Genomic DNA, 21,008 nt, shown 5'->3' on the forward strand with positions numbered 1-21,008 from the left:
CCTCCGTTCAGGCTCCGAAGCCGTTCTCGAGATAGGCCGCGTCCAGATCGGCGTTGATTGCCTGCAACTCGGCCGCAAGTGTGTCAGCCGTCCAGTCGGATTTACCGCTGGAAGGCCGGATGACGGCGCGGGCGGACAGCGCCTCGGCCAGCGCGGCTTGCCCGGTGATGCCTTCGCCATAGATCGCCATCAGCGCCTCAGCCAGATCGTCCTCGGCCTGGCTGAGCGGACGGCCCCGGCCCTGGTTGGCCAGTTCCGGGCGGCCCGCGGCGCGCGCGGCGGCCATCATCGCCTTGAAGGCGTCGGGGCGTTCAGCGTTGCCTTGCGTGCTCATGACTCTCACCCCTTGCGGTAAACGGCGCCATCGTCGCCAGAGGTTCCGATAACGGTCCAGACCGTCGCCGGCCCGACGCCCGGATTGCGCAGGTAATGGGCCTGCCCTGCGGGTGTCTTGATCAGGTCACGGGGGCCAAGCTCGACGCTGGCTTCCGTGCCATCCTCTTCGACCCAGACAACCTCGACGCTGCCCTCTATGCACAGATAGGCATCCTCGACCGTGCGGGTGAAGGGTGCCAGTTTCGCGCCCATGGGCAGGCCCCACATTTCCTTGCGGGTGCTGTCATGTTTCACCGCGCCCGGGGCGTCACCGACATAGACCTTGCGGGTAAAGCCCGCCTCTTCCCAGATCGTCGGCAACTCGGTGTAGCGCACCACATATTCCGACATCAGTTTCTGGATCTCGTGGCTACCGTTTGGATCGTAGGCCATGGTCTTGCCCGGTTCCGCGCCGAACGTGCGGGCCAGTTCGGCAGGGTGCTCCTTGGGGTGATAGTGGTAGACGGGCGGCAAGGGTTTGCCCACATCGACCGAGATCGACATAACCACCGGCTCGACCCCGTCGACACGAAAGCCGTGGCCGATTTCGCGGGCGTTCAGGATCATGTCCTTGGGGCCAAGATTGACCTCCACCACCTCGCCATGCTTTTCCCAGCCGACAATCAGCGCGCCCGAGAGAATGAGGAAGCTTTCCTCGATCTCGTGGCTATGGCAGGCGGCGTAGCGGCCGGGTTCCTTGTAGATCAGGCTGAGCGTGAAATTGTCCGCTTTCAGGGTCGAGGGATCGCCCACCTTGGGCGAGCCACCGGCACCGATATAGCGCATCTGCGCCCGCGCCAGTTCATCGAACCCGGCATTGGAGGGAAAGGCGTTCCAGTCAAAGGCCTTGTCGACAAAGCGTCCGGTATGGTCCTTCATCCGATCTGCAAGGCTGGCCTGGGGGGTTGCGGCGATGTTCATGATGATGCTCCCTTTGGAATTTGCTTGACCACAGACTAGGCTCGGGGGTTTCGTTGGAAAGATTGTGTTTTACCGGTGAAACGTTTTGGAGAGGTGATGAGCGACGAAGACCCCTATTCCGTGCCAGCGCTCGTGCGTGGCCTGACACTGTTGCAGGCCTTTTCGCCGCAAAGCCCCGAACAGACGATGACGCAACTGGCAAAGACGCTCGGCATTACCCGGTCGGCGGTGTTCCGCACCGTGCATACGCTTGTGCAAGAGGGTTTCCTGCTGCCGGTTCGGGACGGAAGAACCTACCGGCTTGGTCCGGCGGTCCTGCGGGTCAGTTACGGGTATCTGGCCAGCCGGGAATTGCTTGAAGTCGCACAAAAACCGCTCGAAGCGTTCCGGGACTCGCAGGATTGGTCCGGGCACCTCGGCGTTCTGGACGGGCGACATGTGCTCTATCTGATTCGGCTGGCGGCCTCCGACGGGCTGTCGTCCCTCGTCCACGTGGGAAGCCGGCTGCCGGCGACACTGACCGCCATGGGACGGGTGCTGTTGACCCAGAAGACCGAACCGCAGATCCGCCGGTTGCTCGACGGTCAGCCGAAAGCGGCCGTCGAAAAGGCGATCTCCGCCTGGCAGGAAGATTGCAAGAGCCCTTCGGTCATCCACAACGGTAGTTTCGAAACCGGGCTGTGCAGCGTCGCCGCCCCGATCTACGACATGTCCGGCGACATCGTAGCGGCAATAAGCGCGACGAAGCAGACAGATGCCGTGCCCGCCTCGGTGGAGCGGGACATCCTGAAAACGGCCAGAATGATCAGCCGCGCCATGGGGTGGAAAGCGCCGGAGGCCTGGACAGGTCCACCATAGGCGCCCCGGCCCGGGACAGCCCCGATTGGCTCCGGTTGCTTTGTGGCGCGCTCTGACAGAGATTGGGACCATGGGACATCGAGCCGCCCCACCCAACACAGCCCGGACACATGCCATCCCTTTGCCGCGACTGCCTGACCCAATTCGACACCGGCGCCCGATGCCCCGCCTGCCGGCGGCCAAGGATCGTATCGCATCCGGAGCTTTTTGACCTGTCCATCGCGCATATGGATTGCGACGCGTTCTATGCCTCGGTCGAAAAGCGTGACAACCCGGAGTTGCGCGACAAACCCGTCATCATCGGAGGCGGCAAGCGCGGGGTGGTGTCCACCGCCTGCTATATCGCCCGGATCAAGGGCGTGCGGTCTGCGATGCCGATGTTCAAGGCACTGGAGCTGTGCCCCGAGGCGGTCGTGGTGCGCGGGCGGATGGAGGTCTATGCCGCCGTGTCGAAGCAGATCCGCGCCATGATGGACGAAATGACGCCCTCCATCGAACCCCTGTCGCTGGACGAGGCGTTCATGGACCTGACCGGCACCGCGCGGCTGCATGGCCGCCCCCCGGCCGTGATGCTTGCGCGACTGGTGAAGCGGATGAAGGACGAGATCGGGATCACCGGGTCGATTGGCCTGTCCCATAACAAGTTCCTCGCCAAGATCGCCTCGGATCTCGAAAAGCCACGCGGGTTTTCGGTGATCGGGCAGGCCGAGACGATGAATTTCCTGGAACAGAAACCGGTGCGGATGATCTGGGGAATAGGAGAGGCCGGGCAGGCCGCGCTCGACAAGGTGGGCATCCGTACGTTCGCCGATCTGCGCCGGTGGGACCGCGAGGATCTGGTGGCGCGGTTCGGGTCGATGGGGGACCGGCTGTGGCACCTGGCGCGCGGGCAGGACAAGCGACGGGTCAGTCGCGATGCGCCGATGAAAAGCATCTCGTCCGAGACGACATTCTTCGAAGACATATCGGACCCCGACCTGCTGGACGGGCATCTCTGGCGGCTGGCCGAGAAGGTGTCGGACCGGCTGAAGGCCAAGCGGCTGGCGGGGCGCGTGGTGGTGCTGAAGCTGAAGCGGTCGGACTTTCAGCTGATCACACGGCGGCGCAGCCTGACCGATCCCACCCAGATCGCCGACCGCATCTACCGTGCCGCGCGCGAGCTGTTCGACCACGCGCCGCACACCAAGCCCTACCGGCTGATCGGAGTGGGTCTGGCGGATCTGCTGCCCGAGGATATGGCCGATCGCTCCGGCAACCTTCTGGACCCGCAGGAGGCTGCCAGAATCAAGGCCGAGCGCGCGGCAGACGAGATTCGGAAAAGGTTCGGCGGTGACGCGATCCTGAAAGGGCGGTCCCTGCGCTGACGATGCGTCCGGGGGCCAGAACGCGGTTTCGAAACCGCGTTTCCCGCGCCCGTGGCAAGGTTCGCATCCCTGCCATCCGTAAGCACCGCGTTGTAGGCGCACGCGGTCCAGACAGGCCCGGCGCAACCACGCGGTTTCGAAACCGCGTCCGCCCTACTCCGCCGCCATCGGCAGGGCATCCTCGCCGCGGATCATCTGCCGCAACACTCCGGTCACCAGTTTCTTGACGCTCTGGAAATTGCCATTCGGGCGGATCAATTGTTCGTTCATGTAGAGCGACCGGTCGATCTCGATCTGCACCGCGTGGCGCCCACGGGACGGGCGGCCGTAATTCTGCGCGATATAGGCCCCGGCGAAGGGGCTGTTGCGGCTGACCACCAACCCGGCAGCGGCAAAGCCTGCCTCCAGCCGATCCACGATCGCCACCGCCGCCGATGCGCCAAACCGGTCGCCCAGAACCACGTCAGGCCGCACCTGCCCGGGGCCGCGCGACATCGCGTCCAGCGCTTCATGCGGCATCGAATGAAAATCCAGCAGCACCGACTCGCCGCACTCCTCCAGCGACTCCCGAACCAATCCTTCAAGGCAGCTGTGATAGGGCTGCCAGACCTTCTCGATCCGCTCCTCTGCCTCCGCACGGCTCAGCTTGCCGCGATAGATCACCCGCCCCCCGGCCACGACCCGGGGAATCACCCCAAGGCCAGAGCTGATCCGCGGATTGACCGCGCTGCGCCGCACGCCCTCGATCACCGCCGGATCGAGCTCGTCATTCGAACGGTTCAGATCCACGAAGGCGCGGGGGTACTCTGCGGCCAGCAGCGGCGCGCCAAGCGCGGGGGCCTCGGCCACCAGCATATCGACAAAGGCATCCTCGGACGACCGGATCGCGCGCTCGTCCAGCACAGTCCGCCGGATGAAGCTCCACGGGTAATGGCGCCCCGAATGCGGCGAGGCGACGATCACGGATCCGACCCGGGTTTCGGGTCTTTCCAGCCGGTAGGCGGCGCGGTATTCGCTGGACTCGGTCATGAGAATTATCATTACCTGAATTTTGTGGCCTCAAAAGCCCTTGAACACCATCCCGACTCCTTTTATAGACCGCCTACCCAACGTGGCAGGGGCTGCGGCTGGCATGTATGTGTCGGCTTGGTCTTTGCAAATCAGGGGGCGATTAGCTCAGCGGTAGAGCACTTCGTTGACATCGAAGGGGTCACTGGTTCGATCCCAGTATCGCCCACCATCTTCCCTTGGTAACAAGGGGTTAACCCAAAGGCGCATCGCCGCGCCGCGACGAAGGAGAGGCCAGATGAAGGTCAAGAACTCGCTCCGCTCGCTCAAGCAGCGTCACCGCGATTGCCGCGTCGTGCGCCGCAAGGGCCGCGTTTACGTCATCAACAAGACGCAGCGCCGGTTCAAAGCCCGCCAGGGCTGAGCCACAGCAGATTTCGCATGTAAAAGCGCCGCAGGTCCTGCCTGCGGCGCTTTTGCTTGTACTGGTCCGATTTTCCCGGGGCTACGCATCGCGCCCCCCGGGGAATCGCAGGTCAGTTGTTTGACATACCTTCGACCAGCAGCGCCGCGGCCGTCACCGCATCCACCACGCCCGTCACCGGCAAGCCGCGGGCCTGCTGATAGGCACGCAAGGCGGCATAGGTTTGCGCGGTAAAGGTGCCATCGGCCGGACCGGGATCGAAGCCCAGATTTGACAGGGCCCGTTCCGTCGCAACCCGCTGACCGAGGTTCAGCGGAATACCCCCCTGGGGCGGCTGCGGTGGCGCCAGCGCGTCGATCCGCTGCTGCGCCTCAGCCGCGTGGCGGCCATTGGGGAAGCGGTTGAGATAGCTGCGATAGGCCTGCACCGTGTTCGCCGCCTGCGCCTGCTGCCACGCCTGCTCGTCCGCCTGGATCTGGGAAATCCGGTCCAGCGCCTCCTGACGATGGCGCGGAGTTGGGAAGGCATTGAGGTAGTTGCGATAACCCTGAATCGTGTCCGTCGATTCCGCAAGGTTCCATGCCCGGTCATCATCGCGGATCGCGCGCATCAGCGCGCGCGCCTCGGCGGCATGCGCACCGTTCGGGTAGGAATCCAGATAGGCCTGATAGCTGTTCAGCGTGTCGCGCGCCTGCGCCTGCTGCCACGCCGCGGGCTCGCCTGCGGCCTGTTGCAATTGCGCCAGACGCTGGCGGGCCTGCTGCGCGTGGGGGCCATTGGGGTAATCGTTCAGATAGGCCCGATAGCCCTGGATCGTGTCACGAGACTGCGCCAGTTGCCACGCCTGCGATTCCTGCTGTGCGAGGATGGTGTTCAGGCGTTGGCGCGCCAGCTGCGAAAACTCGCCATTGGGATAGCGGCCCAGATAGGCCCGCAGACCCGCCTCATCCTGACCGCGCCCGGTCTGGTTCCAATAGGCGATGTCGGCCTGCCGTTCCTGTTCCGCCTCAATGGCATCCAGCCGCTGGCGGGCGAGCTGCGCGAACTGGCCGTTCGGATAGCGGTTCAGATAGGCCCGCAGACCTGCCTCGTCGCTGCCCTGCCCGGTCTGGTTCCAATAAGCCAGATCCTGCGCGCGGATCTCCTCGCGCCGCACATCGCCCTGATCGCTCAACCGGGTGACCTGCGCCGCATCCAGATAGCCGGTGACCTGCAATCCGTTGGCCTGCTGCCACTGGCGAATGCCGCCGCGCGTGCCGGGGCCGAAGAGCCCGTCGATGCCGCTGTTGTAATAGCCCAGAACCGCCAGATCGCGCTGGATGTTGCGCTTGTCCTCGCGCGACAGGCCAAGGGCGTTTTCGGCCTCTTCCGGGGTCAGTTGCGGCGCGGGCGGCTCCAGTGCCGCAATCCGCGCCTGCGCCTGTGCGGCGTAGTAGCCGCCGGGATAGCGGTTCAGATAGGCCCGATAGGCAAAGACATTGTCGAGCGTCGACATCGCGTCCCAATAGGCCTGTTCATCGGCGGGCACGACGGGTGTGACCACCGGCGCCGGAACGAAGGGCACGAAGGGATCTGCCAGCGCCACCACCGTCAGATCGGGGGACGCCGCCAGCACATCGCGCAAGGGGCGGCCCGGCTCCAGCAGGCCACTGCGCAGGAAGCGCGCGACCGAGGCCGGGTGTCCGGTGGCCAGCGTCACGCCTTCTGGAACTTCCAGCGGGCCAAGCCCGTTGTCCAGCCCGGCACCAAGGGCAATCCCCTGATCTTCCGGGGCCAGCAGGATAACCGCGCGCGCGGGCGACGCCCCTGCGATATCCATCAGAAGCTGCACGGGGATGCCCGCAGCCGACACGCTGCCCAGATCCTGCTGACCGGCATCGCGGCCCAGGAACCAGCTCAAACCTCCATGAGTGACGAAGCGGCCCGAGAGGGCGATGACCAGCGCCTCCTGCTCATCCGCCGTGACCAGCCGGGTCACCAGCTGGCGCAGGGTGGCCGCATCCGCGTCAAGGGCGGAAATCAGCTCAAACCCCGCCTGATCCAGCGGGGTCAGCGCCGTACCAAGATAGCGCGGCGCGCCGTAACTCGTGGTGGACGCGGCATCGACGGTGCCTACGACAAGGGCCGTATCGGCCCCTGCCGGCATGGCAACACCCATCAACAACAGGGCTTTTACAAATGACTTCATGGCTCAAACCTCCTTCAAATAAGGCGGCCCGAGATCATTCGTAGCTGCGCCGGTCCTCGATGACCTTACCGTCATTGGGCAGGCTGCCAGCGGGAACGAGCTCGATTCGCCCCCTCAACTTTAGCGTATCCAGAACCGTTTGTTCATAAACGCTTCCGTCAGTGCCTGAAGTTTCCAGTTGCACCAGCATCACGTCCATCTCGCCTTCCCGCTCAGCGATGACACGGGCGCGGCCCACATCGCTGTGACGGGCGACCAGATCGGCCACCTGTTCAGGGCGCACGAACATGCCCTTGATCTTGGTGGTCTGATCGGCCCGGCCCATCCAGCCCTTGATCCGCATATTGGTGCGGCCGCAGGGGCTTTCGCCGTCCAATACGGCGCTTAGATCGCCGGTGGCGAAACGGATCAGCGGATAATCGGCGTTCAGCGTCGTCACCACAACTTCGCCCACCTCGCCCGGTGCGACCGGGTCGCCGGTGCCGGGGCGCACGATCTCCACGATCACGCCTTCATCGACGATCATGCCCTCCTGCGCCGCACTCTCATGGGCGATATTGCCCAGATCGGCGGTGGCGTAGTTCTGCAGGCACAAAATGCCCCGATCGGCATATTCCTGGCGCAGAGACGGGAACAGAGCGCCCCCACCAACAGCGGCCTTGGTGATCTTCAGGGACAGCCCCATCTGGTCGGCCTTGTCGAGGATCACCTTCAGGAAATCGGGCGTCCCAGCATAGGCGGTCGTGCCGATGTCATGGGCGGCGCGGACCTGCAATTCGGTCTGGCCGGTGCCTGCGGGCACCACGGTGGCCCCCACGGCCCGCGCACCGCTTTCAAAGATCATACCGGCGGGCGTCAGGTGATAGCCAAAGCAGTTCTGAACGATATCATCCGACCCGATACCGACCGCATTCAGAAACCGCCCGATGCGCCACCAGTCATGACTGATCCCGCCCGGTTCATAGATCGGGCCGGGACTTTGGAAGATATGCGCCACGTTCTGCACAGCGATATTGCCGAAGGGCGGGTTCTGCTGCTGCCAGCCCGACAGGGTCGACTTGCGCAGGACCGGCAGTTTGCGCAGCTCCGACAGATCGGCCAGCGGCGTCGCATCCAACTCGGACGCCCCCGAGGCCGCCACGCGGGCAATCTGCGCGTTCACGGCGGCCAGTTGGTCACTGGCACGCTGGTCGGCGCTGCGGGTTTCCTGATCGTCGAAATAGGTACTCACGGCATTGTCCCTCATCACGCCAGCCACCGCTTGCGGCGACGGTAGGACCGCACGTCGCGGAAGCTCTTGCGCCCTTCATCGGACATGCCGAGGTAGAATTCCTTCACATCCGGGTTCTCACGCAGTTCCTTCGCGGGGCCATCCATCACCACGCGACCCGATTCCAGGATGTAGCCGTAATGGGCAAAGCGCAGCGCAACGTTGGTGTTCTGCTCGGCCAGCAGGAAGGTATAGCCCTCCTCCTCGTTCAGCGATTTCACGATGCCGAAGATCTGCTCCACCAGCTGCGGGGCCAGACCCATCGAGGGTTCGTCCAGCAGGATCGTCTCCGGTCGGCTCATCAGCGCGCGGCCAATGGCGCACATCTGCTGTTCCCCGCCCGAGGTGTAGCCAGCCTGCGATTTGCGGCGCTCTTTCAGCCGGGGGAAATATTCATAGACCATCTCGAGATCGGCGGCGATCGCGCCGCGCCCGTCTTTCCGGGTGTAGGACCCGGTCATCAGGTTTTCCTCGATGGTCAGGTGTTCGAAACAGTGGCGGCCTTCCATCACCTGGATCACACCGCGATCCACCAGATCGGAGGGCGACAGGTCCTGCACGCGCTCACCGCGATAGCTGATACTGCCCTTGGTCACCTCGCCGCGTTCGGAATGCAGCAGGTTGGAAATGGCTTTCAGCGTCGTGGTCTTGCCCGCGCCATTGCCGCCAAGCAGCGCCGTGATGCCGCCCTTGGGCACCTTGAGGCTCACGCCTTTCAGCACGAGGATCACGTGGTTGTAGATCACCTCGATATTGTTGACCTCCAGCAGCGTTTCCGCGCCCTGGTCTTCGGGGGCAAACCCGTCTCCGTGCGTTTCGTGAACCTGGTCCAGCATGTTCTTCAACCTTTGTTCTCGGGGTCCGGCGGCAGCGAAGGGCCGCCGCCAGAGATGTCATGAGATCAGCTCAGGATCACTCGGTGCAGCCGCGCGGCTCGATGCCGTTCTCGGCAGCGAAGGCCGCCGAGTCTTCCTCGATCAGCGGCTGCGTGACGGAATCGTCAGGCGCGATGAAGTCGGTCAGGGTGACCCACTCCTGTGCGGACGCATCCCACTGCTGGATACGGCCCATGCCGGGGCCACCGTGGTTGCCACAGGTCACGTCGAAGGCCGGGCCGACACCGGGCATGCCCAGTTCCGCCATGCGCTCGTCAGTGATCGACAGGGCTTCCATCCCATCGCGCATCATTGCTGCGTCGATCTGGGCCACACCGTGGATTTCCTGCGCGGTGCGTGCGGCTTCGGCAGCCAGCATCGCGGCATACATGCCACGGGTATACAGCACCGAACCGAGGTTCGACCCGTCACCGGCAGCCAGACCCGCGTCGATCACATGTTGCTGGATCTCTGCGAAGACCGGCAGGTCGCCAAGAACGTTCATGTTCAGCGCGAGGTAACCGTCGGCACCGTCACCGGCGGGGATCACGTCATGTTCGGCACCGGCCCACCAGTTGCCGATGAAGTGATCCATCGGGAAACGGATGTTGGCAGCTTCCTGAACCGCAACCTGGTTCATGACGCCCCAGCCCCACATGATCACGTAGTCCGGACGTTCGCGGCGGATGGTCAGCCACTGGTTGCCCTGTTCCTGACCGGGATGGTCAACGGCCAGCTGCACCAGTTCGAAGCCAAGCTGTTCGGACAGGATTTCCAGCGTGCGGATCGGTTCACGACCATAGGCCGAGTTGTGGTACAGCAGCACGATCTTCTGACCGTCCAGCGACCCTTCGTTCTGATCCAGCAGATAGTTGATGATCACGCTGGCGCCATCCCAGTAGTTCGCCGGGTAGTTGAACACCCATTCGAACACGTCACCATTGGCAGCCGAGGTCCGGCCATAGCCCATGGTGTGAAGCGGGATGCCGTCCGCGGTCACGCGGGGGATCAGCTGGTAGGTGATGCCGGTGGACAGCGGCTGATAGACCAGCGCGCCTTCGCCGCGGGTCGCCTCGTAGCATTCCACGCCGCGTTCGGTGTTATAGGCGGTTTCGCATTCCGGAACGCTCGTCATCACGCCGCCGATGCCGCCGTCACGCTGGTTGAGCAGCGTGAAATAGTCGGCATAGCCATCCGCGAACGGAATGCCGCCCGCTGCATAGGGGCCGGTCCGGTAGGACAGCGAGGGGAATACGAGATCCGCCATCGCGGGCCCTGCAGCCATAAGGCCAGCCAGAGCCAGTGTTGCCAGTTTCTTCATCGGTAAGGTCCTCCCTTGGATTTGTCCGATAAGCTATTGTTGCCGTTGCCTTCCTCTTGACACCGGCAGATTTGGCTGGCCCCGCCTTAGTGCGGGAACGGCCAGAGTCTCAGTTTCTCTTTTACAAGGCGCCAAAGCTGCGCCAGCCCGTGCGGTTCCACGATCAGGAAGAAGACGATCAGGCCCCCCACGACAATCAACTGTATATGCGCCACGATATCCGTGGGCCATCCCAGCAGGTCCACGCCGATGATCTTCAGCAGAACCGGCAGCAGCACCATGAAGGCCGCGCCCGCGAAGCTGCCGAAGATAGAGCCCAGGCCGCCAATGATGATCATGAACAGCACCAGGAACGATTTCTGGATGCCGAAGGCCTCACCCACCTCGACCGCGCCGAGATAGACCGAGAACAGCAGCGCGCCGGACACGCCCACGAAGAAGGACGAGATCGCAAAGGCGGTCAGCTTGGATTTCAGCGGGTTCACCCCGATGATCTCGGCGGCGATATCCATGTCGCGGATGGCCATCCACTGACGTCCCACCGACCCGCGGGTCAGGTTGCGCGCGATCCAGGCCAGCACGATCACGAAGAACAGGCAGAACAGGTACTTGACCCAGACTTCCGCATTGGGGCCGGTCACGGCCACGCCGAACATGGAGCGTTCCGGCGCGCTGATCTGGCCAGAGGCCGAATAGTTGTAGAACCACGGCACCCGGTTGAACAGCCACACCAAGAAGAACTGCGCCGCCAGTGTCGCCACGGCCAGGTAGAACCCTTTGATGCGCAGCGACGGCAGGCCGAACAGAACGCCCACGATGGCCGTCACAAGCCCCGACAGGATGGTCACGCTGACCATATCCATCCATGGGAAGGCCGTCATCAGCTTGTAGGTGGCATAGGCCCCCACGGCCATGAACCCGCCCGTTCCAAGGCTGACTTGCCCGCAATAGCCGGTCAGGATGTTCAGCCCGAGCGCCGCGATCACATAGATCAGAAACGGCAGCAGCAGAGAGTTCGCCCAATAATCCGAGATTGTCAGCGGAATGACCACGATGGCAACGAACAGCACCAAATAGTAGCGCCAGCGGTCGAACGCGATCGGGAAGGTCTGGTTATCGGCGGAGTAGCTGGTTTTGAAATCGCCGGCTTCACGGTAGAACATGGATCAGACCTCCGACCGGGTATGCTTGGGGTGATGGGGCAAAGGTTGTCCCTTCGAAAGTTTCAGGTAGGCCCAGACACCGGCCAGCATTCCCGCCGCGGCAAGAAGAAGGGCAATCAGTGTCTGATGGCTGTCGGGCTGGTCTGCGGTCAGGGCAAGATACCCGAAGGCCCAGAACCCCGACCACGAAATCACGTTGATGATGGCGATCAGCTTGCGCATGCCTCACACCCTCTCGATGATCTTCTCGCCGAACAGGCCCTGCGGCCGGAAGACGAGGAAGACAAGCGCCAGCACATAGGCGAACCAGTTTTCGGTCGCGCCACCGATCATCGGGCCGATGGTGAATTCGAACAGGGCCTCGCCCACGCCGATGATCAACCCGCCGACAATGGCACCGGGGATCGAGGTGAAGCCGCCCAGCATCAGCACCGGAAGCGCCTTCAGCGCGATCAGCGACAGCGAGAACTGAACGCCCGATTTGCTGCCCCACATGATGCCCGCCACAAGGGCGACAAAGCCCGCCAGCGACCACACGAGGATCCACACGAAGTTGAGCGAGATGCCTACAGACAGCGCCGCCTGATGGTCATCGGCCACCGCGCGCATCGCGCGGCCCTGCTTGGTATATTGCGCGAAGGCCACCAGACCGGCCACAAGGATGGCCGCCACGACGGAGGCCACGATATCGAGATTGTCGATGAAGAAGCCGTAGCCGAACCAGTTGAACGTGGTTTCGTCGATCACAAGGTTGATCCCCTGCGGCAGACCCACATCCAGCGTGCGGATCTCGGACCCCCACATCAGGTCGGCCACGCCTTCAAGGAAATAGGCCAGGCCGATCGTGGCCATGAACAGGATGATCGGTTCCTGCCCGACAAGATGCTTGAACACGACCTTCTGCACGAGCCACGCGAAGGCGATCATCACCCCCACCGTCAGCAGAATGGCAAAGAGCGCCGGCACCGAATGCCAGGGCAGATGATGCACCTCGGTGCCGAAGATCGCGTTGATCAGGTGGCTGAAGGGCACCCGGCCCTCCTGAATGCCGACCAGCGTCATCGCGGCGAAGAGCGCCATCACGCCCTGCGCGTAATTGAAGATGCCGGAGGCCTTGTAGATCAGCACGAAGCCCAGCGCGACGAGGGCATACATCACCCCGGTCATCAGGCCGTTGAGCGAGACCTCCATGGCAAAGACGAGTTGTTCAGGCATGGTGGCCTCCGCTGGTCATAGGGGCGTTTTGTCTGCACGCAGGGTGTACGGGGGGTGTACAGGGGGTGTACGGGGGGCACCCCCCTGTTTTTGGGGCAAACTCAGTCATGGGCGACCCCCAGATAGGCGTCGATCACTTCCTGGTTGTTGCGCACCTCGTCGGGCGTGCCGTCGCCGATCTTCTTGCCGTAATCCATCACCACAACGCGGTCGGACAGGTCCATGACCACGCCCATGTCGTGCTCGATCAGCGCGATGGTGGTTCCGAATTCATCGTTCACGTCGAGGATGAAGCGCGACATGTCTTCCTTTTCCTCCACGTTCATACCCGCCATCGGCTCGTCGAGCAGCAGAAGCGAGGGCTCCGCGACCAAAGCGCGAGCCAGTTCCACACGCTTTTTCAAGCCGTAGGGCAGACGCCCCACCGGTGTTTTCCGAATGGCCTGAATCTCAAGGAAATCAATGATTTCTTCGGCCTTCTCGCGGTTCGCGACCTCTTCCCTTTCGGCCTTTCCCCACCAGATCGCCTGATCGAGGAAGCTGGCCGACATGTGGTTCAGGCGGCCGGTCATGATGTTGTCCAGAACCGTCATCCCTTCGAACAGGGCGATGTTCTGGAAGGTCCGGGCGATGCCCTGCCGCGCCACCTCGAACGGGCGCATCGGCCCGCGCTTTTCGCCAAGATACCAGACCTCGCCTTCCTGCGGTTTGTAGAAACCCGAGATGACGTTGAGCATGGAAGATTTCCCGGCCCCGTTCGGACCAATAATCGCGCGAATCTCACCCTCTCGGATGTCGAAGGAAATATCCTTGATCGCCACCACGCCGCCAAAGCGCAGCGTGATATTCTTCATTTCCATCATGGTGTTACCGATAGTCCGACCATCGGAAGTCACATGGGGTTCGTAGTGCATCATGGTCATTCTGCGGCCACCTGCGCTTGGCCCGCGGCTTCCACGACTTTTGCGTCGCGGATTTCCAGCGTGGCGGTGATCTTGCCCTTGCGACCGTCTTCGTAGGTCACTTCGGTTTCGGTGTACTGCTCGGACTTGCCGGAATAGAGCGCGTCGATCAAGTCGGCGAACTTCTCTTCCACGATCCGGCGGCGCACCTTGCGGGTCCGGGTCATTTCACCGTCATCGGCGTCCAGTTCCTTGTGCAGGACAAGGAAGCGATGCACCTGACAGCCCGAGAGCATCGGGTCCTGGGCCACGGATTTGTTCACCTCTTCAACATGTTGCTGGATCGTGTCCAGCACCTGCTGATGCCCGGCCAATTCCTGGTAGGACGCATAGGCGATGTTGTTGCGCTCCGCCCAGTTGCCGACGGCGGCAAGGTCGATATTGATGAAGGCGGTGCACATGTCACGCCCGTTGCCGAAGACCACGGCCTCAAGGATGTTCGGGTAAAACTTGAGTTTGTTTTCCACGTATTTCGGCGCGAACAGGCGGCCATCGGCCATTTTGCCCACATCCTTGGCGCGGTCGATGATCCGCAGGTGGCCAGAGCCTTCCTCGATGAAGCCCGCGTCGCCGGTCGCAACCCAGCCCTCCGGGTCCTTGGTGTCGGCGGTGCTTTCGGGGTTCTTGTAGTATTCCACGAAGGTGCCGGGGCTGCGGTAGTAGATCTCGCCACTGTCGCCGATCTTGATTTCCACGCCGGGGCTGGGAACGCCCACGGTATCGGCCCGCACCTCGCCATCGGGCTGCTGCGTGATGAACACGGTCGCTTCCGTCTGGCCGTAGAGTTGTTTGAGATTGATCCCGAGCGAGCGGTAGAACTCGAAGATCTCCGGCCCGATTGCCTCACCCGCAGTATACCCGACCCGGACGCGGCTGAAGCCGAGCGTGTTCTTCAGCGGCCCGTATACCAGCTTGTCACCGATCCAGTATTTCAGCTTGTCACCAAAGGAAACCGGCTTGCCGTCCAGAAGCCTGGGACCGACTTTCTTGGCGTGTTCCATATACTTATGGAACATCTTGCGCTTGAATTCGCCCGCGTCTTCCATCCGGATCATGACAGTGGTCAGCGTCGTCTCGAACATGCGGGGCGGGGCAAAGAAATAGGTCGGACCGATTTCGCGCAGGTCGGTCATCATCGTGTCGGGCGATTCCGGACAGTTGGTGCAGAAGCCGGTCCAATAGGCCTGCCCGATGGAGAAGATGAAGTCGCCCACCCAAGCCATCGGCAAGTAGGCGAGAATCTCTTCCGAGGGGCGCAGATGATCGAATTCGGAGGATGCCCTTGCGGTCTCGATCACGTTGCGGTTGGACAGAACCACACCCTTGGATTTGCCCGTGGTGCCCGAGGTATAGAGCATCACGCAGGTGTCGTCGTAACCGATGGACGCCTCGCGCTCGGCCAGTACCTTTTCGAACCGTTCATGCGCGGCGCGGCCCTCATCCTGAATGGCGCTCAGCGCGTGCAGCTTGGTGTGGTCGTACTTCCGCAGGCCGCGCGCGTCCTGATAGATGATGTGTTCGATCTGGTGCACGGTTTCCTGCACCTCGATCACCTTGTCGACCTGTTCCTGATCGCCGCAAACGACGAAGCGGGCACCGGAATGATCCAGCGCATAGGTCATCTCTTCGGCCACGGCGTCCTGATACATGGGCACCGGCACGGCCCCCACTTTCATCGCGGCAACCATCGACCAGTACATGGCCGGGCGGTTTCGGCCGACAATGGCGATATGGTCGCCCTTCTCGACGCCAAGCGCCAGGTATCCATAGGCAATCGCCTGGATCTCCTCGGCCGCTTCGGCCCAGGTCCAGGTCTGCCAGATCCCGAATTCCTTTTCCCGATAGGCGGGCTTGCTTCCGAATTGTGCAACGTTCCGTGCGAGCAACGCAGGAACGGATTCAGGCACGCCCGAAACCGCTTTCATCTCAGCCAAGTTCTGTCCTCCCTTCGCCGGTCATCCCGGCGCCCACGCGGTTCGATGACGAAAACGAATCCGCCCCCTCACCGTGTTGTCGCCATGGTTGGGCGTCAATTTTTACCTGACTTTTGCCCAATCCTAACGAATTGTAACAAGAGGCTGGCAGGACTTGGCCCCACGGGGGCAAGCGTGTAGCGGAAAGGCAGGAGGAGTTGACAGATGGCCAGATCGGACGCCACTGCGCACATGACCCGTGCCGGGTTGAACCTGATCCAGCAGGCGCTGACGATCTATGATCGCGACCTGAAGCTTGCAGTCTGCAACCGGCCCTTCCAGACCATGTTCGATCTGCCGGAATCTCTGGTCACCCCCGGCGCATCGTTTCGGGACACGATCCGGTATCTCGCCGAAAGGGGCGAATACGGGGAGGTGGACGATACCGAAGGCTTCGTCGCCGACCGGGTCGAACAGGCCCGCGCGTTTGAGCCCCACTACATGGAACGCCGCCGATCAAACGGGCGCATGATCAGCGTTGAGGGCAGCCCCCTGCCGGAGGGCGGTTGGGTCACGGTCTATACCGACATCACCGGCATAAAGAACCAGGAGTCGCTGTTGCGTGCCCGGTCGGAAGAGCTGTCGGATCAGTTGTTGACCCATGCCGAGGAACTGGCCCGCACCAACCGCCAGCTCGCCGCCACCATCGCGCAGCTAGAAGAGGCCAAGCGTGGGCTTGCCGAAATGGAGGCGCGCACACGTCTGACCACGGAAATGACACCTGCCCATATCGGCCATGTGGATACGGATGGCGTCTACACCTTCACCAACCGCCGTCTATCCTCGGTTCTGCCGGGGCGGTCGAACGAGATCGTGGGGCTGCATTTCGGCGAAGCGCTCGGGGTCAAGACATCGCAACGCCTACGCCCGCATCTGGACCGGGCCATGCAGGGGGAGTCGAGTGTGCTGGAATTCACGGACGAGGATTCTGGCCGCCGCATTCGGACCGCCTTTACCCCCGACCGGGTGGGCGAAACCGGCCCGATCAACGGCGTTTACCTGCTGTCTACGGACGTGACGGAAGAAACACAGGCCCGCGCGGTGCTGATCCAGACCAACAAGCGCGAACTGGCCGCGCAGCTGACCAGCGGGCTTGCGCATGATTTTTCCAATCTGTTGACCATCATCCTGGGACTGCAAAGCCGCCTGACCCGGATGGACCTGCCCGACGCTGCGCGCGAACTGACCTCTGCCACGACCGCTGCCGCCCGTCGGGGCGGCACCCTGCTGGACCGGATCGCACGCATTTCCGGCCCCCGCGAACTGCACCCCGCCCCGGTCGACATGCGCCGGTTCTTCGAAACCTTCGAGGCGCTGGCCCGCGCGCCCCTGGCGGACAATATCGGCCTGTCGATCACCCAGAACGTGCCCGATCCACTGTTGATGCTGGATGAAGGATCCCTGCAGGACAGCCTGCTGAATCTGGTGCTGAACGCCCGCGACGCGATTGGACCCGAGGGCGGTGAGATCCGCATTAGGGCCCAGAAGGTGCGGGATACGTGGCTCGATATCGTGGTGGAGGATACCGGGCCGGGCTTTTCGAAAGAGGCGCTGGAATTCGCGCTCGACCCGTTCTTTACAACCAAGGGGCAGGCGGGGTCGGGGCTTGGCCTGTCGATGGTCTTCGATTTCGCCAAGCTGTCGGGCGGCAATGTACGGCTGGAAAACCATCGGGAGGGCGCGCGAGTCACCTACCGCCTGCCGTTCCGGTCCGTACCTGTGTCAGACGCCAAGCCGATGCTGATCCTGCTGGTCGAGGACATGCCCGATTTGCGGGTGTCGGTGCGCGAGATGCTGACCGATATGGGCCATCAGGTGATCGAGGCCGCCAGCTTTGCCGAGGCCGACACGCTGGCCGATCTGCCTGCCATCGACATGGTCCTGTCCGACATCAAGCTGTCCGGCCACACGACCGGGGTTGACCTGCTGGCGCGGCTGGCCCGGCGGCGGCCGGAACTGCGGCTGGCGCTGATGACGTCCCTGCCCGAGACCCATCCGCTGCGGCAGCGGGGTGCGGCGTGCTGGCCGGTTTTGTCGAAACCCTTCGACAGCGGCAAGCTTCACGCCATACTGGCGCAGGAGGATGACGCATGAGCGAACCGCTGGTCACCATTCTGGACGACGAACCGCAGATCCGGCTGATGCTGTCCGAGGCTTTGACAGAAGCCGGGTTCCGCACCGCCGCCTATTCCCGCGCGACCGAGTTTGAAGCGGCTCTGCGCAAATCCACCCCCGATGTCTGCCTTGTGGATCTTGGCCTGCCGGATCGTGACGGGCTGGCCGTGGTGCACAGGCTGGCGCTGGAATCCGGCGCGTCGATCATCATCATCTCGGGCCGCGCACAGGTTCAGGACCGGGTGACCGGGCTGGAACTGGGGGCCGATGACTACATCATCAAGCCCTTCGATCCGGCCGAGGTCGTGGCCCGCGTCCGCGCCCGGCTGAGGGACGCGCGCAGCCGCCCGGCCCAATCCGACACCGCCCGGTTCGAGGGCTGGACCGCCTATTTCGACCGCTATGTGATGGTTGATGAGGCGGGCGAAGAGGTGAGCTTTTCCCATGCGGAAGGCGAGGTTCTGCGGTTGTTCCTCGACAGCCCCAAGCGCCTGATCAGCCGCCAGCAGATGCAGGAAGCCCTTGGCGGCGCGGCGGGCGAAAGCTTTGACCGCGCCATGGATGTCCGCATCTCGCGCCTGCGCACCAAGCTGAAGGAAGACCCGAAAAACCCGCGTCTGATCAAGACGATCTACGGCGCGGGCTATATCTTCCTGGGCGATGTGAAGTGGGATTGACCACCGCGCGTCAGCGGGTCTGCAACGCCTCGATCGCGCGCGTCAGGTTCTCGATGACCTGCGTCTGTCTTTCCAGAACCGCGCTCAGACGCGCGACCTCTGCGGACAGGGCTGCCAGATCCGGGGCGGGCAGGCTATCCGGCACCTCGTAGCTGATGGTCACAGTCGGATCGTCAAACCGGTTGATATTGGCATCTTCGCGGAAATCGAGCTGCACAACCAGTTCACCATCCTGAAGGAAGGGCGCAATCGCGGCACGCGGCACGTCAAAGCTGAGATCAAGGGCAGCGGCCGACCCGGTGGCGCGGGTGATGTTCTGCTGCACACTGGCCGCCAGCCCCGCGTTGACCTGTGCTTCGTCCGCTTCGGAACCATCGAACAAACGCCCGAAATTCACCCCCTCGATCAACAGGCGGAACCGTTCGTCCGGATTGTTCGCCCCCGGATCGGCATAGAGATCCGCATTGGGAGAGGTCAGCCGGATCGTGACATCTCCCTGCACGTCTGGGTTCAGGCCACCAAGCACGAAATTGTAGACGCCGCGTTGCCCCGTATTGCCAGCAATCGTTGCGCAGTCATCATAGTCGCCCGATCCGTCCACATCCGTCGCGCAGAGATCCCCCGCGAAGCTGGCGGATTGGGAAAACGTTTCGGACAGGGCTGTCTGCGGGAGGGCGAAGCCGCAAAGACATGCGGCGATCAGGGGGAAACGGGTCATGAAAGCTCCTGTAAGTTATGGCCTGTCCAGAAAGCCGGTAAGATACAGAAAGATCAAGCAGGGCGTGGTCGGGTGCAGAAACGGGCGGTCAAAGCATCGTCTGCACCTGATTGACCGGGCAGCCTGTGATCTGGATCAGCCTGGGGCCAGATCCGCCGCCGCACGGGCCAGCACCCTGAGGCCAGTCACCAGATCGGCCTCGGCAGTATCTTCGGCAAAGTCGTGGCTGATCCCACCGATGGAGGGCACGAAAAGCATCCCCACCGGCATCATCCGCGACAGGTTAGAGGCATCATGCAGCGCACCCGATGGCATCGACCGCCACTTGCCCGGCGCAATTTGTCCGGCGGCCCTCGACAATGCCTCCTGCATGCGGGCATCCATCGGGACCGGCACCAGATCGTGGCGAAGACGGTCGGCGCTGATGTTCAGGCCGGTGCCGTTCTCGACCTCCAGCAGGACGGAGTCGATCACCCGTTCCATCCGGTCCAGCCGATCCGCATCTCCGTCACGCCATTGGATCGTGAACACCGCCTTGCCCGGCACGATGGAAGACGCATTGGGTGAAAGCCGCATATGTCCGATGGTCCAGACGGTTTGCGGCGTCACCAGATTGCGGAACCGGTCATTGAGCAGCGTCGCGATCCGCACCGCTCCTTGGAACGCATCCTTACGCATGGCCATGGGTGTGGTCCCCGCATGGTTCTGTTCGCCGCTCACCGTGACCTGCAACTGCCTCAGCCCCACGATCGAGGTCACGACACCGACCGCTTCACCCACCTGATCCAGAACCGGGCCCTGTTCGATATGGCATTCCAGAAAGCCGGTGAACCGGTCCGGGTCCACGAAATCGGGCTTGGCCATATGGGCGACCGCCGCTCGGCCTTCCGCAAAGCTCTGACCGTCGGTGGCGCGGAAGTCATCGGCCTCGGCCAGTGTGGTGCTGCCCGACCAGATATCGCTGCCGGTGAGGGCGCCATAGCGGCCTTCCTCGTCCTGAAAGCTGACGCAGGAAATGGCGGGTCCACCAGCCTCGCGCGATGCACGAGCAACCTCTAGCCCCATGATCACGCCAAGTGCCCCATCGAGCCAGCCGCCTTCCGGCTGGGAATCGGAATGCGAGCCGACCAGCAGGGATGGCCCGTCGACCAGCCCGAAAAGGTTGCCCGCCGGGTCCATATGTGGCGTAAGCCCCGCCTCCTGCATGCGCGCGGACAGCCATTCGCGAGAGGCCACGTCAGCAGGCGAGAAGGCGGGCCGGACCACTCCGGACCCTTCCGCCCCAAAGCTGCGGAGATGATGCAAATCGGCCAGAAAGCGCGCGGAATCGATATCGAAAGTCTGTCCCATGTCCCATTCCTAGCCCGTTTTGTGCTATCGTCTAGTCATGGACCCTGTAACGCTTACCTTTTACGCCGTGGTGTGTGGCCTTTTGGGCCTTGTCAGCCCCAACCTTGGCCGCCCGGCGATCCGTCTTGGCATCGGGGCCGTCGTGGGCCTGATCGCCGCCGGCGCCCTGCCAACGATCCGCGCCAGCCTCGGGCTCTGAGACGCTTCGCCCCTTTTCTTGCGCGCCCTGAC

At 63.1% G+C, this 21,008-nt stretch carries 20 protein-coding genes and 1 tRNA gene; 7 read left to right on the forward strand and 14 right to left on the reverse strand.

Annotation, left to right across the window (positions count from 1 at the left end; all coding sequences use genetic code 11):
• Positions 1–7: 7 nt before the first annotated feature.
• Positions 8–334 carry a recombinase-like helix-turn-helix domain-containing protein gene (locus tag EP237_RS19380; RefSeq protein WP_127562537.1) on the reverse strand — a complete coding sequence of 109 codons (327 nt, stop codon included), beginning with the start codon at positions 332–334 and terminating at the stop codon, positions 8–10.
• A gap of 5 nt (positions 335–339) precedes the next feature.
• A complete protein-coding gene (locus EP237_RS19385) occupies positions 340–1,296 on the reverse strand; it encodes a cupin domain-containing protein (RefSeq protein WP_127562538.1) in 957 nt (318 codons plus the stop codon).
• Positions 1,297–1,392: 96 nt separating this feature from the next.
• Here EP237_RS19385 and EP237_RS19390 point away from each other — a divergent pair, with 96 nt between their 5' ends.
• Together EP237_RS19390 and EP237_RS19395 are read left to right on the forward strand one after the other, a co-directional pair.
• On the forward strand, positions 1,393–2,154 hold the full coding sequence (locus EP237_RS19390) for an IclR family transcriptional regulator (protein WP_127562539.1): 762 nt from the start codon (positions 1,393–1,395) through the stop codon (positions 2,152–2,154).
• Positions 2,155–2,264: 110 nt separating this feature from the next.
• The gene (locus EP237_RS19395) at positions 2,265–3,518 is read left to right on the forward strand and encodes a DNA polymerase IV (protein ID WP_127562540.1); all 1,254 of its coding nucleotides are present in this window, start codon (positions 2,265–2,267) and stop codon (positions 3,516–3,518) included.
• Positions 3,519–3,671: 153 nt separating this feature from the next.
• Here the strand turns inward: EP237_RS19395 and EP237_RS19400 are convergent, their stop codons facing one another.
• Positions 3,672–4,547, reverse strand: a complete 876-nt coding sequence (locus tag EP237_RS19400; protein ID WP_127562541.1) for an N-formylglutamate amidohydrolase — start codon at positions 4,545–4,547, stop codon at positions 3,672–3,674.
• A gap of 136 nt (positions 4,548–4,683) precedes the next feature.
• On the opposite strand from EP237_RS19400, the gene EP237_RS19405 reads away from it, so the two are divergent.
• Both EP237_RS19405 and ykgO read left to right on the forward strand, forming a co-directional pair.
• Positions 4,684–4,758: transfer RNA gene (locus EP237_RS19405), tRNA-Val, on the forward strand.
• 66 nt (positions 4,759–4,824) lie between these two features.
• Entirely contained in the window at positions 4,825–4,950 is a 126-nt protein-coding gene (ykgO, locus tag EP237_RS19410; RefSeq protein WP_012177066.1) for a type B 50S ribosomal protein L36, read from the forward strand.
• A gap of 112 nt (positions 4,951–5,062) precedes the next feature.
• On the opposite strand, the gene EP237_RS19415 is transcribed toward ykgO, so the two are convergent.
• From EP237_RS19415 to EP237_RS19455, 9 genes are all read right to left on the reverse strand, one after another.
• The gene (locus EP237_RS19415) at positions 5,063–7,138 is read right to left on the reverse strand and encodes a peptidoglycan-binding protein (protein ID WP_127562542.1); all 2,076 of its coding nucleotides are present in this window, start codon (positions 7,136–7,138) and stop codon (positions 5,063–5,065) included.
• A 34-nt stretch (positions 7,139–7,172) separates the two neighbouring features.
• On the reverse strand, positions 7,173–8,369 hold the full coding sequence (locus EP237_RS19420) for a phenylacetate--CoA ligase family protein (RefSeq protein ID WP_127562543.1): 1,197 nt from the start codon (positions 8,367–8,369) through the stop codon (positions 7,173–7,175).
• A 14-nt stretch (positions 8,370–8,383) separates the two neighbouring features.
• Positions 8,384–9,244 carry an ABC transporter ATP-binding protein gene (locus EP237_RS19425; RefSeq protein WP_127562544.1) on the reverse strand — a complete coding sequence of 287 codons (861 nt, stop codon included), beginning with the start codon at positions 9,242–9,244 and terminating at the stop codon, positions 8,384–8,386.
• A 76-nt stretch (positions 9,245–9,320) separates the two neighbouring features.
• Positions 9,321–10,604 (reverse strand): ABC transporter substrate-binding protein, encoded by a 1,284-nt coding sequence (locus EP237_RS19430; protein WP_127562545.1) that lies wholly within the window; start codon positions 10,602–10,604, stop codon positions 9,321–9,323.
• An 86-nt stretch (positions 10,605–10,690) separates the two neighbouring features.
• Positions 10,691–11,767 (reverse strand): branched-chain amino acid ABC transporter permease, encoded by a 1,077-nt coding sequence (locus EP237_RS19435; RefSeq protein ID WP_127562546.1) that lies wholly within the window; start codon positions 11,765–11,767, stop codon positions 10,691–10,693.
• A gap of 3 nt (positions 11,768–11,770) precedes the next feature.
• A complete protein-coding gene (locus tag EP237_RS19440) occupies positions 11,771–11,989 on the reverse strand; it encodes a hypothetical protein (protein ID WP_127562547.1) in 219 nt (72 codons plus the stop codon).
• A gap of 3 nt (positions 11,990–11,992) precedes the next feature.
• Positions 11,993–12,982 (reverse strand): branched-chain amino acid ABC transporter permease, encoded by a 990-nt coding sequence (locus EP237_RS19445; RefSeq protein WP_127562548.1) that lies wholly within the window; start codon positions 12,980–12,982, stop codon positions 11,993–11,995.
• Positions 12,983–13,083: 101 nt separating this feature from the next.
• Entirely contained in the window at positions 13,084–13,899 is an 816-nt protein-coding gene (locus EP237_RS19450) for an ABC transporter ATP-binding protein (RefSeq protein WP_420812539.1), read from the reverse strand.
• 2 nt (positions 13,900–13,901) lie between these two features.
• On the reverse strand, positions 13,902–15,869 hold the full coding sequence (locus EP237_RS19455) for an AMP-binding protein (RefSeq protein WP_127562564.1): 1,968 nt from the start codon (positions 15,867–15,869) through the stop codon (positions 13,902–13,904).
• 213 nt (positions 15,870–16,082) lie between these two features.
• Here EP237_RS19455 and EP237_RS19460 point away from each other — a divergent pair, with 213 nt between their 5' ends.
• Together EP237_RS19460 and EP237_RS19465 are read left to right on the forward strand one after the other, a co-directional pair.
• On the forward strand, positions 16,083–18,011 hold the full coding sequence (locus EP237_RS19460; protein ID WP_240661704.1) for a hybrid sensor histidine kinase/response regulator: 1,929 nt from the start codon (positions 16,083–16,085) through the stop codon (positions 18,009–18,011).
• Complete coding sequence (locus tag EP237_RS19465) at positions 18,008–18,709, forward strand: response regulator transcription factor (protein WP_127562550.1); 702 nt, start codon at positions 18,008–18,010, stop codon at positions 18,707–18,709. Before EP237_RS19460 ends, EP237_RS19465 begins: the two co-directional genes overlap by 4 nt.
• A 10-nt stretch (positions 18,710–18,719) precedes the next feature.
• Here EP237_RS19465 and EP237_RS19470 read toward each other — a convergent pair whose 3' ends face one another.
• Positions 18,720–19,427, reverse strand: a complete 708-nt coding sequence (locus tag EP237_RS19470; protein ID WP_127562551.1) for a hypothetical protein — start codon at positions 19,425–19,427, stop codon at positions 18,720–18,722.
• A gap of 135 nt (positions 19,428–19,562) precedes the next feature.
• Entirely contained in the window at positions 19,563–20,777 is a 1,215-nt protein-coding gene (locus EP237_RS19475) for a hydantoinase/carbamoylase family amidase (RefSeq protein ID WP_127562552.1), read from the reverse strand.
• 37 nt (positions 20,778–20,814) lie between these two features.
• On the opposite strand from EP237_RS19475, the gene EP237_RS23215 reads away from it, so the two are divergent.
• Positions 20,815–20,976 carry a hypothetical protein gene (locus EP237_RS23215; protein WP_164744772.1) on the forward strand — a complete coding sequence of 54 codons (162 nt, stop codon included), beginning with the start codon at positions 20,815–20,817 and terminating at the stop codon, positions 20,974–20,976.
• Positions 20,977–21,008: the final 32 nt, after the last annotated feature.

Origin of the sequence: Nioella ostreopsis (assembly GCF_004000255.1) — a bacterium.
Lineage (GTDB): Bacteria > Pseudomonadota > Alphaproteobacteria > Rhodobacterales > Rhodobacteraceae > Nioella > Nioella ostreopsis.